Origin of the sequence: Sedimentibacter sp. MB35-C1, from assembly GCF_030913635.1 — a bacterium.
In the GTDB taxonomy this organism is placed as follows: Bacteria; Bacillota; Clostridia; order Tissierellales; family Sedimentibacteraceae; genus Sedimentibacter.
Genome location: NZ_CP133188.1, coordinates 2,230,179 through 2,247,056, shown reverse-complemented (window position 1 = coordinate 2,247,056; position 16,878 = coordinate 2,230,179). Strand labels below are relative to the sequence as shown.

The following is a 16,878-nucleotide window of genomic DNA, read 5'->3' as shown; positions in this document are numbered from 1 at the left end:
TGAGCAATAAGGCTCTATTCCGTTCTTAGGGCATGCCTTATTACATCTTCTATTCTATCGACATATACTATTTCCAGCGAACGAGTAATTTTCGTATCTATTTTTGAAACATCGGGTTTATTTCTTGTGCTTAGTACAATTTTTTTAATTCCTGCTCTTTTTGCTGCAAGAAGTTTTTCCTTTAAACCTCCTATTGGAAGCACCCTTCCAGTTATTGTTATTTCTCCCGTCATTGCTACATCTTTCCTGACAGTCCTCTTAGTTAAGGCTGAAATAACAGCTGTTGCCATCGTAATGCCGGCTGAAGGTCCATCTTTTGGAATTGCGCCTTCCGGAACATGAATATGAATGTCGGTTTCCTTAAAAACAGTATAATCTATGCCGAATTTATCTGCATTTGCCTTAATATAACTTAAAGCAGCCATGGCAGATTCCTTCATTACATCTCCAAGTTTGCCTGTAAGCTGAAGTTTTCCTTCACCTTTCATGGTATTTACCTCAATGAAAAGCGTCTCCCCACCAACTCTGGTCCATGCAAGGCCTGTAACAACTCCTACCTGATCTTCTTCATAAGCCATTTCATAATCATATTTTGGAATTCCAAGATAATTCTTAAGAGTTCTGGAATCTATAACCACAGATTTTTTCTTTTTTTCAACTATTTGAACGGCAGCTTTTCTCACCAGAGCTCCTATATTTCTCTCAAGATTTCTTACTCCTGACTCCCTGGTATATCTCTCTATTATTTCTTTAACAGCATTCTCCGAAATTTTAACTTGCTTTTCTTTCAAGCCATGTTCAGAAATCTGCTTCTTGATTAAATATTTTTCAGCAATATTTCTTTTTTCCACATCTGTATACCCAGAAATTTCAATAACCTCCATTCTGTCAAGCAGAGGTTCCGGAATCGTTGATGTTGTATTTGCAGTTGTTATAAACATTACATTCTCAAGGCTAAAAGGAGCTTCAATGTAATGATCGGTAAATGTTTTATTTTGTTCGGGATCCAGCGCCTCTAACAGTGCAGAAGCCGGATCTCCCTTGTAATCTCCAGACAGCTTATCTATCTCATCAAGAAGGAATACAGGATTATTAACTTTAGCCTTTGCAATAGATGATATTATTCTTCCCGGAATTGCTCCGATATATGTCCTCCTGTGGCCTCTTATTTCAGCCTCATCTCTTACACCACCCAATGATATGCGCACATATTTTCTGTTCATGGCTCTTGCAATAGATTTAGCTATTGAAGTTTTTCCTACCCCCGGAGGCCCAACAAAGCACAGTATTGGCCCCTTCATATTTTTATTAATATTTTTAACAGCAAGATATTCAAGTATCCTTTCTTTCACATCCTCCAAACCATAATGATCTTCAGAAAGTATTGCCCTTGCCTTTTTCAAATCTGTATTATCTTTAGTTTTTTTATTCCATGGTAAATCAATGAGCCAATCCGCATAAGTTCTTATAACTCCGGCATCAGGTGAAGATGATGAAATTTTAAGAAGCTTCTTTACTTCTTTTTCCGCTTTTTCTTTGACTTCCTTAGGCATGCCGGATTTTGAAATCTTGTTCATGTATTCTTCAACTTCAAATTCAGCTCCTTCGTCTTCACCAAGTTCTTTTTGGATTGCCCTTAGTTGTTCCTTTAAATAATAATCTTTTTGAAACTCACCGACTTGCTTCTTTACCATTTCACTAATTTCGTTTTCTATTTCTAAAACCTTAATCTCTTTTGAGATTAAAGCATTAATCGCTTCAAGTCTCTCATAAGGATCAAAAGTTTCAAGCAGTACCTGTTTTTGTTCCTGCTTCAGATATATATATGAAGCAACCACATCAGCCAGCTTATCGGGATTTTTAATGTCTTTAAGAGAAGCTAATGCATCTGGTGCTATCTTAGTATAAATCAGAGAATATTCTTCAAAATTTTCCAAAGTCAATCTAACCATCGCTTCAAGGTCATCGGTCAGCGGCAAGGAATAGTTATATATGTATTCCTCTAAAATAACCTGAAAGTACGGATCTTGCTGAGTTATAGACGAAATCCTTGCTCTGTTTATTCCTTCAACCAGGACTCTTATGTTATCACCCGGCATCTTTATCATTTGCTTAATTTTGCAAATAACACCGACTTCATAAAAATCTTGTTCGTTAGGTGAATCTATATCAGCTTCTTTCTGAACTGTAAGAAAAATATCAGAATCTTCAAGCATTGCTTCTTCTAATGCATTAACGGATTTTTCTCTTCCTATATCAAAATGTATAACCGTATCCGGAAATATTCCGATTCCTCTAATAGGGATTAGAGGAAGGGTTTTATTTTCTACACTGTAATTTTCTATCATATGATCTCCTTAGTAAAACTGCCTGCTAAAAGCAGGCAGGCAGATTGATGACGAGGTCATCAAGATAACAGGTTACCAAAAAAACTATCTTGAAAAGCACCGAAAGACAGACAACCGTAACGTATTTATATACGTGGTGATTGACTGCCTGGCCGGTAACTTAACTATAGATTTTTTCAGCAGCCTGCTTACCTGCATAAAGCAGGCAATCGGTTATGAAGCATTTTCTTTTTTATCAGACACAGGCTTTTTTGTCAAAACTAATTTAGGTTCACTTTTATTTAGTATGGTATCTTTTGTAATTACACATTTTTTAATGTCATTTCTTGACGGTATCTCGTACATTACGTCAATCATCGTACTTTCAAGAATACCTCTTAAGCCTCTTGCACCTGTATTTATTTCCAAGGCTTTATCAGCAATTGCTTCCAAAGCTTCTTTTTCTATTTCCAATTCCACATTGTCCATTTTAAATAATTCTTTATATTGTTTAACCAATGCATTTTTTGGTTCTGTCAAAATTGAAATTAGGGCCTTTTTATCTAATTTTTCCAAAGAAACAACCACCGGCATTCTTCCTACAAATTCAGGAATCAATCCAAATTTTAAAAGATCTTGTGATTGAACCTGTCCAAGCAGCTTATCCATATCCATGGAACTGTTGCCTGACAAATCTGCGCCAAATCCGATACTCTTTTTACCGATTCTTTTTTGTATTATTTTTTCTATTCCATCAAATGCACCGCCTAAAATAAACAATACATTAGTAGTGTCTATTTGAATGAATTCCTGATGAGGGTGCTTCCTCCCTCCCTGAGGCGGAACATTCGCAACAGTTCCTTCAAGGATTTTAAGAAGTGCCTGCTGAACACCTTCACCACTTACATCTCTCGTAATTGAAGGGTTTTCTGAACGTCTTGATATTTTATCAATTTCATCCACATATATGATTCCCTTCTCTGCTCTCTCAACATCAAAATCCGCGGCCTGTAAGAGCTTCAACAATATGTTCTCAACATCTTCTCCCACATAACCTGCTTCTGTCAGAGATGTGGCATCTGCTATTGCAAAAGGAACATTAAGCAGTTTAGCCAGTGTTTGGGCAAGATACGTCTTACCGCTGCCTGTTGGGCCAAGTAAAAGTATATTGCTCTTCTGGATATCTGCGCCTTCATCCTTGGATTTATAGTTTATTCTTTTATAGTGATTGTAAACGGCTACTGCCAGAGCTTTTTTTGCATGTTCCTGTTGAATAACATATTCATCAAGCCTAGCCTTAATTTCTTTTGGTTTCGGCAGTTCCGTAAAATCATACTCTTCAAATATATCTATATCGTCATCTACAATGTTATGACATAATTCAATGCACTCATCGCAGATATATACATCAGGTCCGGCAATCAGCCTTCTTACCTGATCTTGAGATTTACCGCAGAACGAGCATTTGATTTGTTTGTCATTGACTTTGCTCATTGAAACACTCCTTATTTTCTTTTGGCAATAATTTCGTCTATTATTCCGTAGGCTTTCGCTTCTTCCGCTGTCATAAAGTTATCTCTGTCAGTATCATGTTCAACTTTCTCTAGAGGCTGTGATGTTTTTTCACTTATGATATTATTTAGGGTCTCTCTTATTTTTATAATTCTATCTGCATGTATTTTAATATCAGAAGCCTGCCCCTTCATTCCTCCAAGCGGCTGATGAATCATAATCTCCGAATTAGGAAGAGCAAATCTTTTGCCTTTCGAACCTGACAACAGTAAAAATGCTCCCATGCTAGCTGCCATACCTACGCAAATAGTTGAAACATCCGGCTTTATATACTGCATGGTGTCATAAATTGCCATACCTGCAGTTATAGATCCTCCTGGTGAATTTATATATAATTGTATATCTTTATCTGGATCTTCTGATTCCAGGAACAGCAACTGTGCAACTATTAAGCTTGCTGTTGCATCATTAACTTCATCACTCAAAATAATTATCCTATCTTTTAAAAGTCTCGAATAAATATCATAAGATCTTTCGCCTCTACCGGTTTGCTCAATTACATATGGTACCAATGCCATATTCTTTTCCTCCTATTATTATATTTTACTATATATATATTGTACTTATTTTTCTTAATTTTATCTTAATTTATTTTTCTTCGCTCTTTAAATCCTCGTCTGAATCCTTAGCTGCGGGTTCTTCAGTTTTTTCTTTTGGCTCAACAAATACTGCATTTTCAGCAAGCATTTCAAATACTTTTCTTTTTTGTAAAGTTTCTTTTATATAGCTTCCGCTTGTCTGGAGAAGATTTTCTTTGAATGCTTCTAATCTATCTTCCTCAACATGGTATTGTTTAGCAACCTCATCAACCTCTTTTTTAAGTTCATCTTCAGCTACTTCTATATTTTCTTTTTTAATGATTGCTTCAAGAACAAGTTCAGCCTTAACATTAAATTCAGCCTGGCCTTTTGAGCTTTCTTTGTATTGATCTACAAAGTTTTTAATTACGTCATCATATTCCTTGCCTGTAAATCCCTGCTGACGGAATTGCTGCTCATAATTTCTTGCAAGGTGTTCCATTTCTCTTTGCACTAACACTTCAGGAATTTCAACTTTAGCATCGTTTACTACTTTAGTTATTACGTTGTTGTCATTTGTTACTTTTGTCTGATCAACAGCTTTTGCCTCTAAAGTTTTTTTCGTGTCAGCCTTAAATTCTTCCAACGTATCAAACTCACTTACATCTTTTGCAAATTCATCGTCAATAGCCGGAAGTTCTTTTGTCTTTATTTCATGGATAGTAACATTGAAAACAGCGTCCTTACCCTTTAATTCTTCAGAATGATATTCTTCTGGGAATGTAACATTTACTTTTACCTCATCCCCTTTATTTTTACCTATTAATTGCTCTTCGAAGCCGGGGATAAATGTGTTTGAACCTATCTCAAGTGATTGGTTTTCTGCAGTACCGCCTTCAAACTGTTCTTCTCCCACAAATCCAGCATAATCAATAGTCAAAAAGTCTCCGTTTTGAACCGGTCTATCTTCGACTTCAACTATTCTGGCATTCTTTTCTTGAATATTTTTAAGTTCCTTTTCAACATCTTCATCTGTTACTTTAAATTCTGTTTTTTCTACTTCAACACCTTTGTATTCAGAAAGTTCAACTTCGGGCATAACTTCAACATCTGCATTTAAAACTATTTCTTCTCCCTCGTTAAAAGTAACAATATCTATCTTTGGACTGTTTATTATATCAAGACCAAGATCTTTTACAGCTTTAGGGTATTCTTCCTGCACAGCAAAATCTAGTGCATCATCATAAAAAATGCTCTTGCCATATTTTTTTTCAATTATATGTTTTGGAGCTTTACCTTTTCTGAATCCTTGAACATTAATGTTATTCTTAACTTTTAAATATGCTTTATTCACAGCTTCTTCAAATTGTTCGGGTGCAATCGTAAATTCAATTGAAACCACGTTTTTTTCTTTTTTTAATATTTTTGAACTCATTTGTTCCTCCTAGATATTTTATATTGTATGTAAAACAGTCAATATTGTTTCAAATTAATGAATCCCCCAATTTAACCATTCTATTATACCATACTACTTTCTAAAATCAATAATTTATTACATTATATTGTATAATTTTAGTGTTTTCTGTAATCATAAATGCTGCAGTTCATTATTAGGTTGTGTCCGCCTATAAAAATCTGCATCTGATTTTTGACAAAAATCATGCCAGCTTTCTCCATTACTCTTCCGGATGCTTTGTTTCTGACATCATGCATTGCACGTATTGTTGCAAAACCTGCATCATTTGTTAGAAATTCTAAAACACACATTAAAACCTCGGTTGCTATTCCTTCATTCCATCTTTTTCTTGCAACCGTATACCCTATTTCACAATATTTCTTTCTGTCTTTTATATTTGAAACAGAGATCGAACCAACCACTTCACCGCTGTTCTTATCCTCTATGGCCCAATGATAATAATTTAATCTCTTATAGTTATTTATCCAATCACTCATGTAACCTCTGGTTACATTTTCACTTTCATGCACGCTCCATGCATTATACTTTGCTGATTCAGCATCACTTGACCAATTAACAAACACATCATGGACATCATTTATTTGGAACTGTCTTAAAATAAATCTGTCTGTTTCCAACAATAGGGTTCCTTTATGCTTTAATTTACTGTTGCTTAAACATAACTGCATTGTCAACCTTCTCCATTATATATTTCGTTATTCAATACTTGTAATGTAATAACCCAACTATATAAATACATATCATTATATAATTTTTGTTATATTTTGCATAGGTTTTTTTAAGTTCATTTTACATTTATTTGATTGTGTTTTATTCGCGTAAATTGTATAATTAAGATAAAAATGAACATAAATGCGGGAGGTTATATGGACAAGTTTATCGACAATATCATTCAAGACAATTACAGCCATGCTGTTAAAAACCGTACAGAAAAAAAAGATAAAAAATTTATACCTACTATTGAATCCGTACTTAAGAAAAAGCCTATACAAATGCCGGCAGAAATCTACGAGGCAAGCGGCATTAATATATTCGGCAAGCGTATAAAATCACTTATATTTACAACCGACCTTGCAATTATAAAAAATCACAACGCCGACGGAGTAATAGCAGTATATCCTTTTACCCCCCAAATTGCAATAAATCAGGCGATAATAGAAGTTTCATCCGCACCTGTATTTGTAGGCGTCGGAGGCGGCATAACAACAGGTCAACGATCCATTGACATCGCTATAAATGCAGAACTAAACGGTGCTTACGGCGTTGTAATGAATGCTCCAACACCGAATGAATTAATTTCTGAAATGAAGCAACGGCTAGATATTCCTATAATAATAACAATTGTATCTGAAAAAGAGGACTTTGAGTCCAGAATAAAAGCAGGAGCTTCTATATTTAATGTTTCCGGAGGCACCAGAACTGCATCTATAGCCAGAAAAATTCGTGAGAAGCATCCGTATTTTCCAATTATAGCAACCGGAGGACCAAACCCAGAAAATATTATGAATACCATTCAAGCCGGAGCAAATACAATAACTTTTACACCTCCCACAACAGGAGATCTTTTCTCCGAAATAATGGATACCTACAGAGAAAAATTGTCTTAACATAAACTCCCCTGTTGAGGGGAGTTTTCTTATATAAGTGTTTTTTATTAAGAGCTGCTTTGAACATTTCATTCAAAACAGCTCTTAATTAGCATTTAATTTTTACATATTTTTTAGTGTATCTCTGTTTTGTTCTATTATACCGTTGATTTCTCTGATTTTTTCTTGAAGCTTGGACAAAATTTCGTCACTGTAATTATATGCTCCTATTTTCATATCATTTGCCTTCACTTCGGCATCCTTAATCAACTGTTCGGCATATTTTTTCGACTGCTTAGTTATTTCATTTTCCTCAACCAAGTATCTTTGTTGCTCCTTAACCTTTTCAATAAGCTCATCCGCTTCAGACTGAGCTTCATTTAATATTCTTTGGCGTTCCTTAGCGACCCAAGATGCCCTGTTAATTTCATCCGGCATTTTCAATCTTATTTCATTTATTACTTCCAACACCTCTTCTTTGTCTATCATAACCTTGTTAGATAAAGGGAATTTAGAAGCTTCTTCGATAATATCCTCGATTCTCTCCAACAAATTCAAAATATCCATACTACTTCCTCCCAAGTTTTTTATGAATTTCCTTACCTACATATTCAGGAACTAAATCTTCGAAAACTCCTCCATGCTCAGCTACATCTTTTACCATGCTTGAGCTTAAGAAAGAGTATTCCGAGGATGCAACCAGAAAAATTGTTTCTAATTTTTTATTTAAATGCTTATTTATACTCGATATAGCCAATTCATATTCATAATCAGAAACAGCCCTTAACCCTCTGACTATTATGTTTATATTGTTTCTTTCGCAATAGTCAACTACAAGCCCCTCAGTAAAATCGACAGTAACATTGTCTAAATGAAGAGTGGCTTGTCTAACCATTTCGCATCTTTCTTCTATAGAAAACCAATATTTTTTTTCAATATTATTAAAAACAGTTATAACAACTTCATCAAATTTGTTTGATATTCTATTAATTATGTCAATATGGCCCATTGTAATCGGGTCAAAACTTCCGGTATATAAAACTTTCATTATTCCTCCGTGTATGTCATTATGCTTATCCTTGTTCTGCCATAAATTTTCTCTTTGTATTTTATCATGTCAGTACTGATGTTATCAATTATTTTTTCAAATTTATCTGTTTCAATTATAAGCTTTCCGTCTTTCTTTAGCAAGTTATTTTCGAATACTTTGTCAGATATCTTAAAACCGCAGTTCAAATTATACGGAGGATCGGCAAATATGTAATCGAATTTTACACCCTCTTTTGATAAATTCAAAATAGCTTTCTCGTAGTCACTCATTATGATTTTTGCCCTGTTTTTAAATCTGCAAAGCTCAAGATTCTTTTTTACATAACTTAAACTCTTATGAGATGAGTCCACAAAGTAGCATAGCTCTGCGCCTCTCGCCAGAAATTCTATGCCTACGCTTCCGGAGCCTGAAAATAAATCCATTACAACTGCCCCTTCATCTATGTGCCCTATTATGTTAAATAAAGCTTCCTTAATCTTATCACTGGTAGGTCTGACTGACGTTCCTTCAGGAGCATACAGCTTCATACCTTTATTAGTTCCGGATATTATCCTCATAAATTTTACCTCCGATTGTTTGAGCTTCTACGGCTTGGTCACCGGCATATTAGCAGGAAAACAAAATATCCTCAATTAAATACGATGTTTTCATCCGTAAATAACATTAATATTGCCTTTTTTAAATTCTTATATTCGTCACCGGTCAGTCTCGGATTATCCGCCATTATTTTTTTTGAAACAATCTGAACATTTCGTACTGTTTCTGTATCATTTACTATATTTTGAATATCATGTCTGGAAAGACCGTGCTGCTGAGTTCCAAAAAAATCCCCAGGTCCTCTAATCTTTAAATCTTCTTCCGCAATTACAAATCCATTATTTGTACTTCTTAATATATTCATTCTTTCTGACGCTTTTTTAGTTCTGCTTTCATTTACCAAAAGGCAGTATGACTGAAACCTACCTCTTCCCACTCTTCCTCTAAGCTGATGAAGTTGAGCAAGACCAAATCTTTCTGCATTTAATACAAGCATTACCGAAGCATTAGGGACGTTTACTCCAACCTCAATTACCGTTGTTGAAACAAGTATATTTATTTTACCGTCATAAAATTTCCCTATTACATCTTCTTTTTCAGAATTGCTCATTTTGCCGTACAAAAGCCCCAGCCTGTAATTTGAAAAATAAGTGTTATTAAGTTCTTCAAATATTTGCTTCGCAGAATCCAGTTCCAATCCTTCCGATTCGTCAACCAGCGGAGCAACTACGTATGCCTGTCTCCCTCCGTCAACTTGCTCTCTAATAAAACCATATGCCTTTTCTTTTTGTTTTCCATTAAAAATTTCGGTAATGACTTTACGCCTGCCGGGGGGCATTTCATCAATAACAGAAATATCAAGATCTCCGTAAAACATCAATGCCAACGTCCTGGGAATAGGCGTCGCCGTCATTACAAGTATATCAGGATTGCTTCCTTTGTTGGAAAGCTTTCCTCTTTGCCTTACTCCGAAGCGATGCTGTTCATCCGTAACTACAAGGCCTATATTTTTAAATTCTATATTATCTTCAATAAGTGCATGTGTACCAATAATTATATTTATTTCTCCGTCTTTCAATCTCTTAATTATTTCATTTTTATCCTTTGCCTTTGTAGAGCCCGAAAGAAACGCAACACTAATATCAATGTCAGCCATTGATAGATATTCTGTTATAGTTTGATAATGCTGCATAGCAAGTATCTCCGTAGGAGCCATCATTGATGCCTGATAACCTGAACTGACAGCCGCAAGCAAGGCATATACGGCAACGACTGTCTTTCCCGAACCTACATCGCCCTGAACCAAACGATTCATTGGTTTAACCATACTCATATCATTTTTTATCTCTTCGATAACTCTGAGCTGTGCATCCGTCAGTTTGTATGGTATGGCATCCACAAGTTTTTCCGATAGATTTAAGCGAGTAATTACATTACCTGGAGAATTACTTTTTAGGCTACTTTTAATTGCTGTTAATCCCATCTGCATTATTAGCAGTTTTTCAAAAGCAATTGTTTTTTTACTTTCTGAATAAGCCCTCCCATTTAGAGGAAAATGAAGATTTTTAATTGCTTTTTTTCTGGGAAGCAGCTTATATTCATCAATAAGGTCATCTGAAAGTATATTTTCTATTCTTTCATAGTATGCTTCCAGCGCCATCTTCATAATTTTTGTCAGCTCATTATTAGATAATCCGTAAGTCAGACTGTAAATGGGAGTTATTTTTTTAGATTTCCAGTCATTTTTGCATAACTCTATATCAGGATTTATCATTTCAAATTTACCGTAAGAAGCTTTAGCTGTGCCAAAAATATAATAACTTTCACCCTCAGTTAATTTTTCCGCTATAAAACTCTGATTAAAAAAAGTAATGGTTATAAATCCTGTATCATCTTTACCTATAGCTTTTACAACAGTCATTCTTTTTTTAATTCTTGTTTTTTTAGGACCTTCAAAAAGCTTCACTCTAAGCAGGCACTTTAAATTATCTGTGAGCTCATTAATATTTCTCACGGCTCTCCTGTCTTCATACTTAACCGGAAAATAGTTTATTAGATCTTCTACGGTAAATATATTCAATTTATTAAGCTTCGCAGCTCTTCCCGGACCGACTCCCTTTAAATACTGAACATCCATTTCAAGCATAGATTACTCCCTGCACCCTTAATACGAATGAGAAGGATCTCATCACGTTCATGAGATCCTTGGCTGTATTCGATATGACAACATCATCTTGTTTATTCCACTGAAATTATATAGTAATAAAGCGGCTGGCCGCCGTAGATTACTTCCACATCACATTCTTCGGCAATTTCTTCTATTTTTTCTTTTAATCCTTCAGCATCCTTTCTGTCAACATCTTCTCCGTAGAACAATGTTATAAGGAAGCTGTCTTCGTCCACCATATTTTTGATAAGCTCAATTGTTTGGTTTTCAGGATTTTCTCCATGCGTAACTATGCTGCCATCACTTATTGCAATAATTTCGTCTTTTTTAATTTCCATATCGTTAATTACGGTATCTCTTACAGCATAGGTAACCTGACCGGTTTTCACTTCAGAAACCGCCTCTGTCATTGCACTTACATTTTCCTCAGGGCTGCTTTCCGCATTGAATGCAAGCATTGCCGTAATTCCCTGCGGTATGCTCTTGCTGGGAATAATGTGAAGATTCTTATCAGATATTTCCTTTGCCTGGGTGGCAGCCAAAATTATATTTCCGTTGTTCGGAAGAATAATTATGTGATCAGCATTGATGCTTCCAGCTGCATCCAAAATATCCTCGGTACTTGGATTCATAGTCTGTCCGCCTGACAGGAACATATCCACATTTAAGTCAGAAAACACCTTCTGTATACCTTCACCCATACCTATGGAAACAAATCCATATTTTTTTCTTTCTTGATTCTTTTTATTTGAATTTTTTATTCTTTCTCTGAACTGTTCCTTCATATTGTCAATTTTGATTTTAATAAGTTCCCCGTATTTAACCGCAATTGCAAGTATATGGCCCGGGTTGTTTGTATGTATATGTGTTTTTATTAGTTTTTCATCTCCTACACAAACAATCGAATCACCTTTATCATAAATTTTGGTCAAAAATTCTTCTGCGCTTTTTGTAGGATTTTTAATAAAAAACTCTGTACAATATGCAAATATTATCTCATTTTCGCTGGAAAATCCGGCAATTTCTTTTTCTGTTTCAACAACTTGATGTTCTACTCTTTCCTGCTTAATTTCAACACCTTTCAATGCAGCCAGCGCGCCTTCTAACAAGAAAACAAGTCCTTTTCCGCCTGCATCTACCACATCTGCCTGCTTTAATACCTTAAGCATCTCGGGTGTTCTGTCAAGTGTGCTTTTAGCCTGTTCAATAAGACTTTCCAAAAATAAAGAAGCATCTTCAAATTCGGTGTATGTTTCCATAGCCTTTTCTGCAGTTTCTCTTGCAACTGTCAATATTGTACCTTCCACAGGTCTCATAACTGCCTTGTACGCCGTATCAGAAGCAAACTTAAAGGAATCAGCAATCACCTTGCAGTCAATCTTTCCTGAACCTTTCAGCCCTTTTGCCATACCTCTGAACAGCTGAGATAATATTACACCGGAATTTCCTCTCGCTCCCATTAGAGAACCATTTGCAGCGGCATCAGCCATGTGTGAAATTGTGCTTTCTTGGAGGGTATTTATTTCCCTCATTGCAGACTGCACAGTAAGATTCATGTTTGTGCCCGTATCTCCGTCGGGAACAGGAAATACATTTAGAGAGTCCACTATTGCCTTATTGTTTTCTAAATTGGCAGCGGCTCCTAAAAGCATTTTCTTAAATGCAACATTATCTATAAACTTAACTATCATTTTAGCCTCCTCTTATTTTTGTACTCTGACACCTTGTACAAAAATATTAACATTTTCCACAGAAACTCCCGAAAAAGTCTCTACGCTGTATTTTATTCTGGAAATAATATTATCTGCAACAACAGATATTTTAACGCCATATTGCAATACTATATATAAATCTATGTTTATTTTTTCGTCAACTGTTGTAACCTTTATGCCTTTTGTAAGCTGTTCTCTCTTTAACAGCTCAAATATTCCCTGAGTTGCGTTTCTTGAAGCCATGCCAACAACACCATAGCATTCCATCGCAGCTAGTCCGGCTAAAGTTGCAAAAACCTGGTCATCTATGATTATATTCCCATTTTCATTTAACACGTTAACTGACATATACTACCTCCCACATTTCGATTTTTATATGTTATTTGATAAGTAAATTTATTATAACCTTTTTGATAAAAATTTACAAACAAAATTACCGACTGTAAAGTCGTGCTAATATTTTTTATTATACTAATTAAAATTTGATATTGCAATATTTAAATTTTAATGGTATCATTATTAAGTTAAATTTGTTAAGCAGAATACTGTTTATCAACTAGAATAAAAAACGGATGTTTTTAAATAAATGGGAGGTGTAAGTATGGCAAAATTTTGTGAAGTATGTGGAAAAGGAACTGTATCAGGAAACAGCATAACACACGCTGATAGAAAAATAAAAAGAACATGGAAACCTAATGTTAGAAGAGTTTCAGTTTTAGAAAATGGTTCTAAAACAAAAAAATACGTTTGTACAAGATGTTTAAGATCAAACAAAGTGCAGCGTGCTATATAAGCTAAAAATAGTGGCCTAAAAGCCATTATTTTTTTGCACAAAAATATTTTGACTTGTTTTTAAGCCAATTCATTATTTATTATCAAAATAATCTAAAAAGGGTACATCCAAGTACAACCAGAAGGCTTCCGAGAATAAAAAGCCACATTTTCAGAGGTAATATCTGAACAATGATAATTGCACCTATAACAGCTAACATGATGCCTGCAATTTCGGTAAATTTTATTTTAGGGCCACACGGGCTGCATTTTTTTCTATGTTTAAAATAATTCATAATAACCCCCTTAGCATTTAATAATAGATACAAATATGTCTGAGCAATTTCCGTCATTCGCTGTTTAAGGACTTCTCAATCTTTATACATACTATTCAAAGAGAACAAAAAAGATACATTGAAATTTTAATTCAATGTATCTTTGATATTTTTATACACAACTAGAATTCTGCATTTTTCGGTGTTCTTGGGAACGGAATGACGTCTCTTATGTTTCCTATACCTGTAAGGTACATTATAAGTCTCTCAAATCCCAGTCCATATCCGGCATGCTTAACTCCTCCATACTTTCTTAGTTCAAGGTACCACCACATTTCTTCTTTGTCAACTCCCATTTCATCCATACGCTTTACAAGCATTTCAAGCCTTTCTTCCCTCTGGCTTCCGCCTATAAGCTCACCTATGCCCGGAACAAGAAGGTCCATAGCGGCAACAGTTTTGTTGTCATTATTCATACGCATGTAGAATGCCTTGATATCTTTTGGATAATTTATTACAAAAACAGGCTTGCCAAATATTTTTTCAGACAGATATCTCTCATGTTCTGTTTGAATATCCGTACCCCAATCTACTGGGTAATCAAAATTTTTATTGTTTTTCTTAAGTATTTCAATGGCATCTGTATAGTCAATTCTTCCAAATTCTGAATTTATAACATTGTTTAATTTATCTGTCAGGCCTTTTTCAACAAATGAATTGAAGAATTCAATTTCTTCTTTTGCATTTTCCATTACATAGCTTACCACATATTTAACCATATCTTCAGCCAGCTGCATATTATCATTTATATCGGCAAATGCAATTTCCGGCTCAATCATCCAAAACTCTGCAGCATGTCTTGATGTATTTGAATTTTCAGCTCTGAAAGTCGGCCCAAATGTATATACATTTTTAAATGCAAGTGCAAAGATTTCAGCTTCCAGCTGACCACTTACAGTAAGGTTTGCAGATTTCCCAAAAAAGTCCTTTGAATAATCTGTCTTTCCGTCAACCTTTTCTATATTATCCAAGTCAAGTGCCGTAACTCTGAACATTTCGCCTGCACCTTCTGCATCGCTGGCAGTTATTATCGGTGGATGTGCATAAACAAATCCCCTGTCATTAAAAAATTTATGTATTGCATATGCTGCAACTGATCTTACTCTGAACACAGCTGAGAACATATTTGTTCTTGGTCTTAAATGAGCTATTGTTCTGAGATATTCAAGTGAATGTCTTTTTTTCTGAAGAGGATAGCTTAGATCTGATTCAGCTTCCATCGTCACCTCTTCTGCTTTTACTTCAAATGGCTGCTTTGCTTCTGGAGTAAGCAGTAATTTTCCCTTGACCCTTATGGCACTTCCCGTGGAATATTTTTTTACTTCATCAAAATTTTCAAGATTATTTTCAAATACTATCTGAACATTTTTCATAAATGTTCCGTCATTTAGTTCTATAAATCCAAAATTTTTTGAATCTCTGATTGTTCTTATCCAACCTTCGACAACCACTTCGCTGCCACCGTATTTTTCCGGAGATTTAAATAAATCTCTTAAATCTATTGCTTTCATGAATCCTCCTAATATGTTAATCTTTTGAAACAAAGACTAATGCAGTACCCTTATTCAGTATAATCCTGCCCTCGTCTTTTATTATCTCGTTGCTTACTAAAAAAGCTGTGCCTCTTTCCACAATGACATTATCCAGCGGATATTTAAACCCCCGTAGTGTCAAGCCCTCGATTCTTTCAGTTACAGGAACTAATGACACATAACAATCCTTTTCATACTTAATTTTAATGTCGGCACTGCCTGTAATAATTTTTATATGATTATTATTATCAATAATTTCTATATCAACACCTCGGTTGTGATATCTTTCAAGAAGTTGTATGTTAGCCAGAGTGTGATCCAGTCTTGTTCCCGTTACCCCGGCCATAACAACATGATTGAACCCTTTTTTTACTGCATTTTCAATAGAAAGTTCCATATCGGTGTAGTCTTTTTCAGATGGAAATGTAACTGTTTCTATTTTCATCTGCCTGTACTTTTCTAAAACAGCTGCATCGACAGAGTCGAAATCTCCTAAAATAATATCAGGAACAATACCTAACTTTTCCGCTTTTTCAAGTCCTCCGTCAGCACATATTACAAAATTTATATCGAATTTTTCCAAACGATTTTTTTCAACATCATTGCCATTACCTATGATTAAAACAGACATTTATTTCTCCATAATTTTTTTGAACTTTTTTGTTTCCGCCACAACATCCTCAGCCTTGTAAATCGCTGAACCCGCAACTATTACATTTGCTCCCCAGCTCAACACTTCCTCAAGATTATCAGACGTTACACCCCCGTCAATTTCAACATCAATGTTCAAATTAAATTCTTTAATTATCTGATTTAATTCTTCAAATTTGTATTTTACATTTTTAATCAAACTTTGGCCGCCGAATCCGGGATTCACACTCATGATCAAAACCATGTCCACATCTCTTATAATATCCCTGATAAATGAAACAGGTGTCGCCGGATTAATCGAAACACCGGCCTTAAGCCCCAATGACTTTATTTTCTGTATCGTTCTGTGAAGATGACGGCAAGCTTCCTGGTGCACTGTAATTATATCTGCGCCGGCTTTATAAAATGCTTCTATATAGTCATCAGCATTTTCTATCATAAGATGCACATCAAACGTAAGCTCTGTTACCTTTCTCAGAGATTTGACCACATCAGGTCCAATTGTAATGTTGGGCACATAATGTCCGTCCATTACATCAATATGTATATAATCTGCTCCGCCTCTCTCAACAAGCTTTATATCTTCCCCAAGCTTAGAAAAATCGGCAGAAAGAATAGAAGGTGATAATTTGTTCATTTTTT

16 protein-coding genes and 1 pseudogene are annotated in these 16,878 nt (G+C 35.0%); 2 read left to right on the top strand and 15 right to left on the bottom strand.

Annotation, left to right across the window (positions count from 1 at the left end; translation table 11 throughout):
- Positions 1–14 precede the first annotated feature (14 nt).
- The 5 genes from lon to RBQ61_RS10695 form a co-directional block, all read right to left on the bottom strand.
- Entirely contained in the window at positions 15–2,348 is a 2,334-nt protein-coding gene (gene lon / locus RBQ61_RS10715; RefSeq protein ID WP_308137313.1) for an endopeptidase La, read from the bottom strand.
- A 213-nt stretch (positions 2,349–2,561) separates the two neighbouring features.
- Positions 2,562–3,821 carry an ATP-dependent Clp protease ATP-binding subunit ClpX gene (gene clpX / locus RBQ61_RS10710; RefSeq protein ID WP_308137312.1) on the bottom strand — a complete coding sequence of 420 codons (1,260 nt, stop codon included), beginning with the start codon at positions 3,819–3,821 and terminating at the stop codon, positions 2,562–2,564.
- Positions 3,822–3,832: 11 nt separating this feature from the next.
- A complete protein-coding gene (gene clpP, locus RBQ61_RS10705) occupies positions 3,833–4,417 on the bottom strand; it encodes an ATP-dependent Clp endopeptidase proteolytic subunit ClpP (protein ID WP_213924596.1) in 585 nt (194 codons plus the stop codon).
- 70 nt (positions 4,418–4,487) lie between these two features.
- Positions 4,488–5,852, bottom strand: a complete 1,365-nt coding sequence (tig, locus tag RBQ61_RS10700) for a trigger factor (RefSeq protein WP_308137311.1) — start codon at positions 5,850–5,852, stop codon at positions 4,488–4,490.
- A gap of 137 nt (positions 5,853–5,989) precedes the next feature.
- Complete coding sequence (locus RBQ61_RS10695; protein WP_308137310.1) at positions 5,990–6,562, bottom strand: GNAT family N-acetyltransferase; 573 nt, start codon at positions 6,560–6,562, stop codon at positions 5,990–5,992.
- Positions 6,563–6,760: 198 nt separating this feature from the next.
- Between RBQ61_RS10695 and RBQ61_RS10690 the strand changes: the two genes are divergently transcribed.
- The gene (locus RBQ61_RS10690; protein ID WP_308137309.1) at positions 6,761–7,501 is read left to right on the top strand and encodes a hydrolase; all 741 of its coding nucleotides are present in this window, start codon (positions 6,761–6,763) and stop codon (positions 7,499–7,501) included.
- A 102-nt stretch (positions 7,502–7,603) separates the two neighbouring features.
- On the opposite strand, the gene RBQ61_RS10685 is transcribed toward RBQ61_RS10690, so the two are convergent.
- From RBQ61_RS10685 to RBQ61_RS10660, 6 genes and pseudogenes are all read right to left on the bottom strand, one after another.
- Entirely contained in the window at positions 7,604–8,047 is a 444-nt protein-coding gene (locus tag RBQ61_RS10685; RefSeq protein WP_213924599.1) for an ATPase, read from the bottom strand.
- Position 8,048: 1 nt separating this feature from the next.
- The gene (gene coaD, locus RBQ61_RS10680) at positions 8,049–8,528 is read right to left on the bottom strand and encodes a pantetheine-phosphate adenylyltransferase (protein WP_308137308.1); all 480 of its coding nucleotides are present in this window, start codon (positions 8,526–8,528) and stop codon (positions 8,049–8,051) included.
- A pseudogene (rsmD, locus tag RBQ61_RS10675) lies at positions 8,528–9,094 on the bottom strand (16S rRNA (guanine(966)-N(2))-methyltransferase RsmD); the annotation flags it as partial. The gene coaD and the pseudogene rsmD, both read right to left, overlap by 1 nt.
- A gap of 65 nt (positions 9,095–9,159) precedes the next feature.
- Positions 9,160–11,214, bottom strand: coding sequence for an ATP-dependent DNA helicase RecG (gene recG / locus RBQ61_RS10670; protein ID WP_308137307.1), 2,055 nt, complete (start codon positions 11,212–11,214; stop codon positions 9,160–9,162).
- 92 nt (positions 11,215–11,306) lie between these two features.
- Positions 11,307–12,926, bottom strand: a complete 1,620-nt coding sequence (locus RBQ61_RS10665; protein WP_308137306.1) for a DAK2 domain-containing protein — start codon at positions 12,924–12,926, stop codon at positions 11,307–11,309.
- Between the two features lie 12 nt (positions 12,927–12,938).
- The gene (locus RBQ61_RS10660; RefSeq protein WP_308137305.1) at positions 12,939–13,295 is read right to left on the bottom strand and encodes an Asp23/Gls24 family envelope stress response protein; all 357 of its coding nucleotides are present in this window, start codon (positions 13,293–13,295) and stop codon (positions 12,939–12,941) included.
- A gap of 253 nt (positions 13,296–13,548) precedes the next feature.
- On the opposite strand from RBQ61_RS10660, the gene rpmB reads away from it, so the two are divergent.
- The gene (rpmB, locus tag RBQ61_RS10655; protein WP_308137304.1) at positions 13,549–13,740 is read left to right on the top strand and encodes a 50S ribosomal protein L28; all 192 of its coding nucleotides are present in this window, start codon (positions 13,549–13,551) and stop codon (positions 13,738–13,740) included.
- An 82-nt stretch (positions 13,741–13,822) separates the two neighbouring features.
- Here the strand turns inward: rpmB and RBQ61_RS10650 are convergent, their stop codons facing one another.
- From RBQ61_RS10650 to rpe, 4 genes are all read right to left on the bottom strand, one after another.
- The gene (locus RBQ61_RS10650; RefSeq protein ID WP_213924605.1) at positions 13,823–14,014 is read right to left on the bottom strand and encodes a hypothetical protein; all 192 of its coding nucleotides are present in this window, start codon (positions 14,012–14,014) and stop codon (positions 13,823–13,825) included.
- Between the two features lie 161 nt (positions 14,015–14,175).
- Positions 14,176–15,564, bottom strand: a complete 1,389-nt coding sequence (gene asnS, locus RBQ61_RS10645; protein WP_308137303.1) for an asparagine--tRNA ligase — start codon at positions 15,562–15,564, stop codon at positions 14,176–14,178.
- 16 nt (positions 15,565–15,580) lie between these two features.
- Positions 15,581–16,216, bottom strand: a complete 636-nt coding sequence (locus RBQ61_RS10640) for a thiamine diphosphokinase (protein WP_308137302.1) — start codon at positions 16,214–16,216, stop codon at positions 15,581–15,583.
- Positions 16,217–16,873 carry a ribulose-phosphate 3-epimerase gene (gene rpe / locus RBQ61_RS10635; protein ID WP_308137301.1) on the bottom strand — a complete coding sequence of 219 codons (657 nt, stop codon included), beginning with the start codon at positions 16,871–16,873 and terminating at the stop codon, positions 16,217–16,219.
- Positions 16,874–16,878 lie beyond the last annotated feature (5 nt).

Excerpts from the sequence above, each read along its gene's own strand:
- rpe (WP_308137301.1), bottom strand. The coding sequence starts at position 16,873 with ATGAACAAATTATCACCTTCTATTCTTTCTGCCGATTTTTCTAAGCTT.
- RBQ61_RS10665 (WP_308137306.1), bottom strand. The coding sequence starts at position 12,926 with ATGATAGTTAAGTTTATAGATAATGTTGCATTTAAGAAAATGCTTTTA.
- RBQ61_RS10690 (WP_308137309.1), top strand. The coding sequence starts at position 6,761 with ATGGACAAGTTTATCGACAATATCATTCAAGACAATTACAGCCATGCT.
- RBQ61_RS10660 (WP_308137305.1), bottom strand. The coding sequence starts at position 13,295 with ATGTCAGTTAACGTGTTAAATGAAAATGGGAATATAATCATAGATGAC.
- coaD (WP_308137308.1), bottom strand. The coding sequence starts at position 8,528 with ATGAAAGTTTTATATACCGGAAGTTTTGACCCGATTACAATGGGCCAT.
- RBQ61_RS10650 (WP_213924605.1), bottom strand. The coding sequence starts at position 14,014 with ATGAATTATTTTAAACATAGAAAAAAATGCAGCCCGTGTGGCCCTAAA.
- lon (WP_308137313.1), bottom strand. The coding sequence starts at position 2,348 with ATGATAGAAAATTACAGTGTAGAAAATAAAACCCTTCCTCTAATCCCT.
- recG (WP_308137307.1), bottom strand. The coding sequence starts at position 11,214 with ATGCTTGAAATGGATGTTCAGTATTTAAAGGGAGTCGGTCCGGGAAGA.
- asnS (WP_308137303.1), bottom strand. The coding sequence starts at position 15,564 with ATGAAAGCAATAGATTTAAGAGATTTATTTAAATCTCCGGAAAAATAC.
- RBQ61_RS10640 (WP_308137302.1), bottom strand. The coding sequence starts at position 16,216 with ATGTCTGTTTTAATCATAGGTAATGGCAATGATGTTGAAAAAAATCGT.
- RBQ61_RS10695 (WP_308137310.1), bottom strand. The coding sequence starts at position 6,562 with ATGCAGTTATGTTTAAGCAACAGTAAATTAAAGCATAAAGGAACCCTA.
- clpX (WP_308137312.1), bottom strand. The coding sequence starts at position 3,821 with ATGAGCAAAGTCAATGACAAACAAATCAAATGCTCGTTCTGCGGTAAA.
- tig (WP_308137311.1), bottom strand. The coding sequence starts at position 5,852 with ATGAGTTCAAAAATATTAAAAAAAGAAAAAAACGTGGTTTCAATTGAA.
- RBQ61_RS10685 (WP_213924599.1), bottom strand. The coding sequence starts at position 8,047 with ATGGATATTTTGAATTTGTTGGAGAGAATCGAGGATATTATCGAAGAA.
- rpmB (WP_308137304.1), top strand. The coding sequence starts at position 13,549 with ATGGCAAAATTTTGTGAAGTATGTGGAAAAGGAACTGTATCAGGAAAC.
- clpP (WP_213924596.1), bottom strand. The coding sequence starts at position 4,417 with ATGGCATTGGTACCATATGTAATTGAGCAAACCGGTAGAGGCGAAAGA.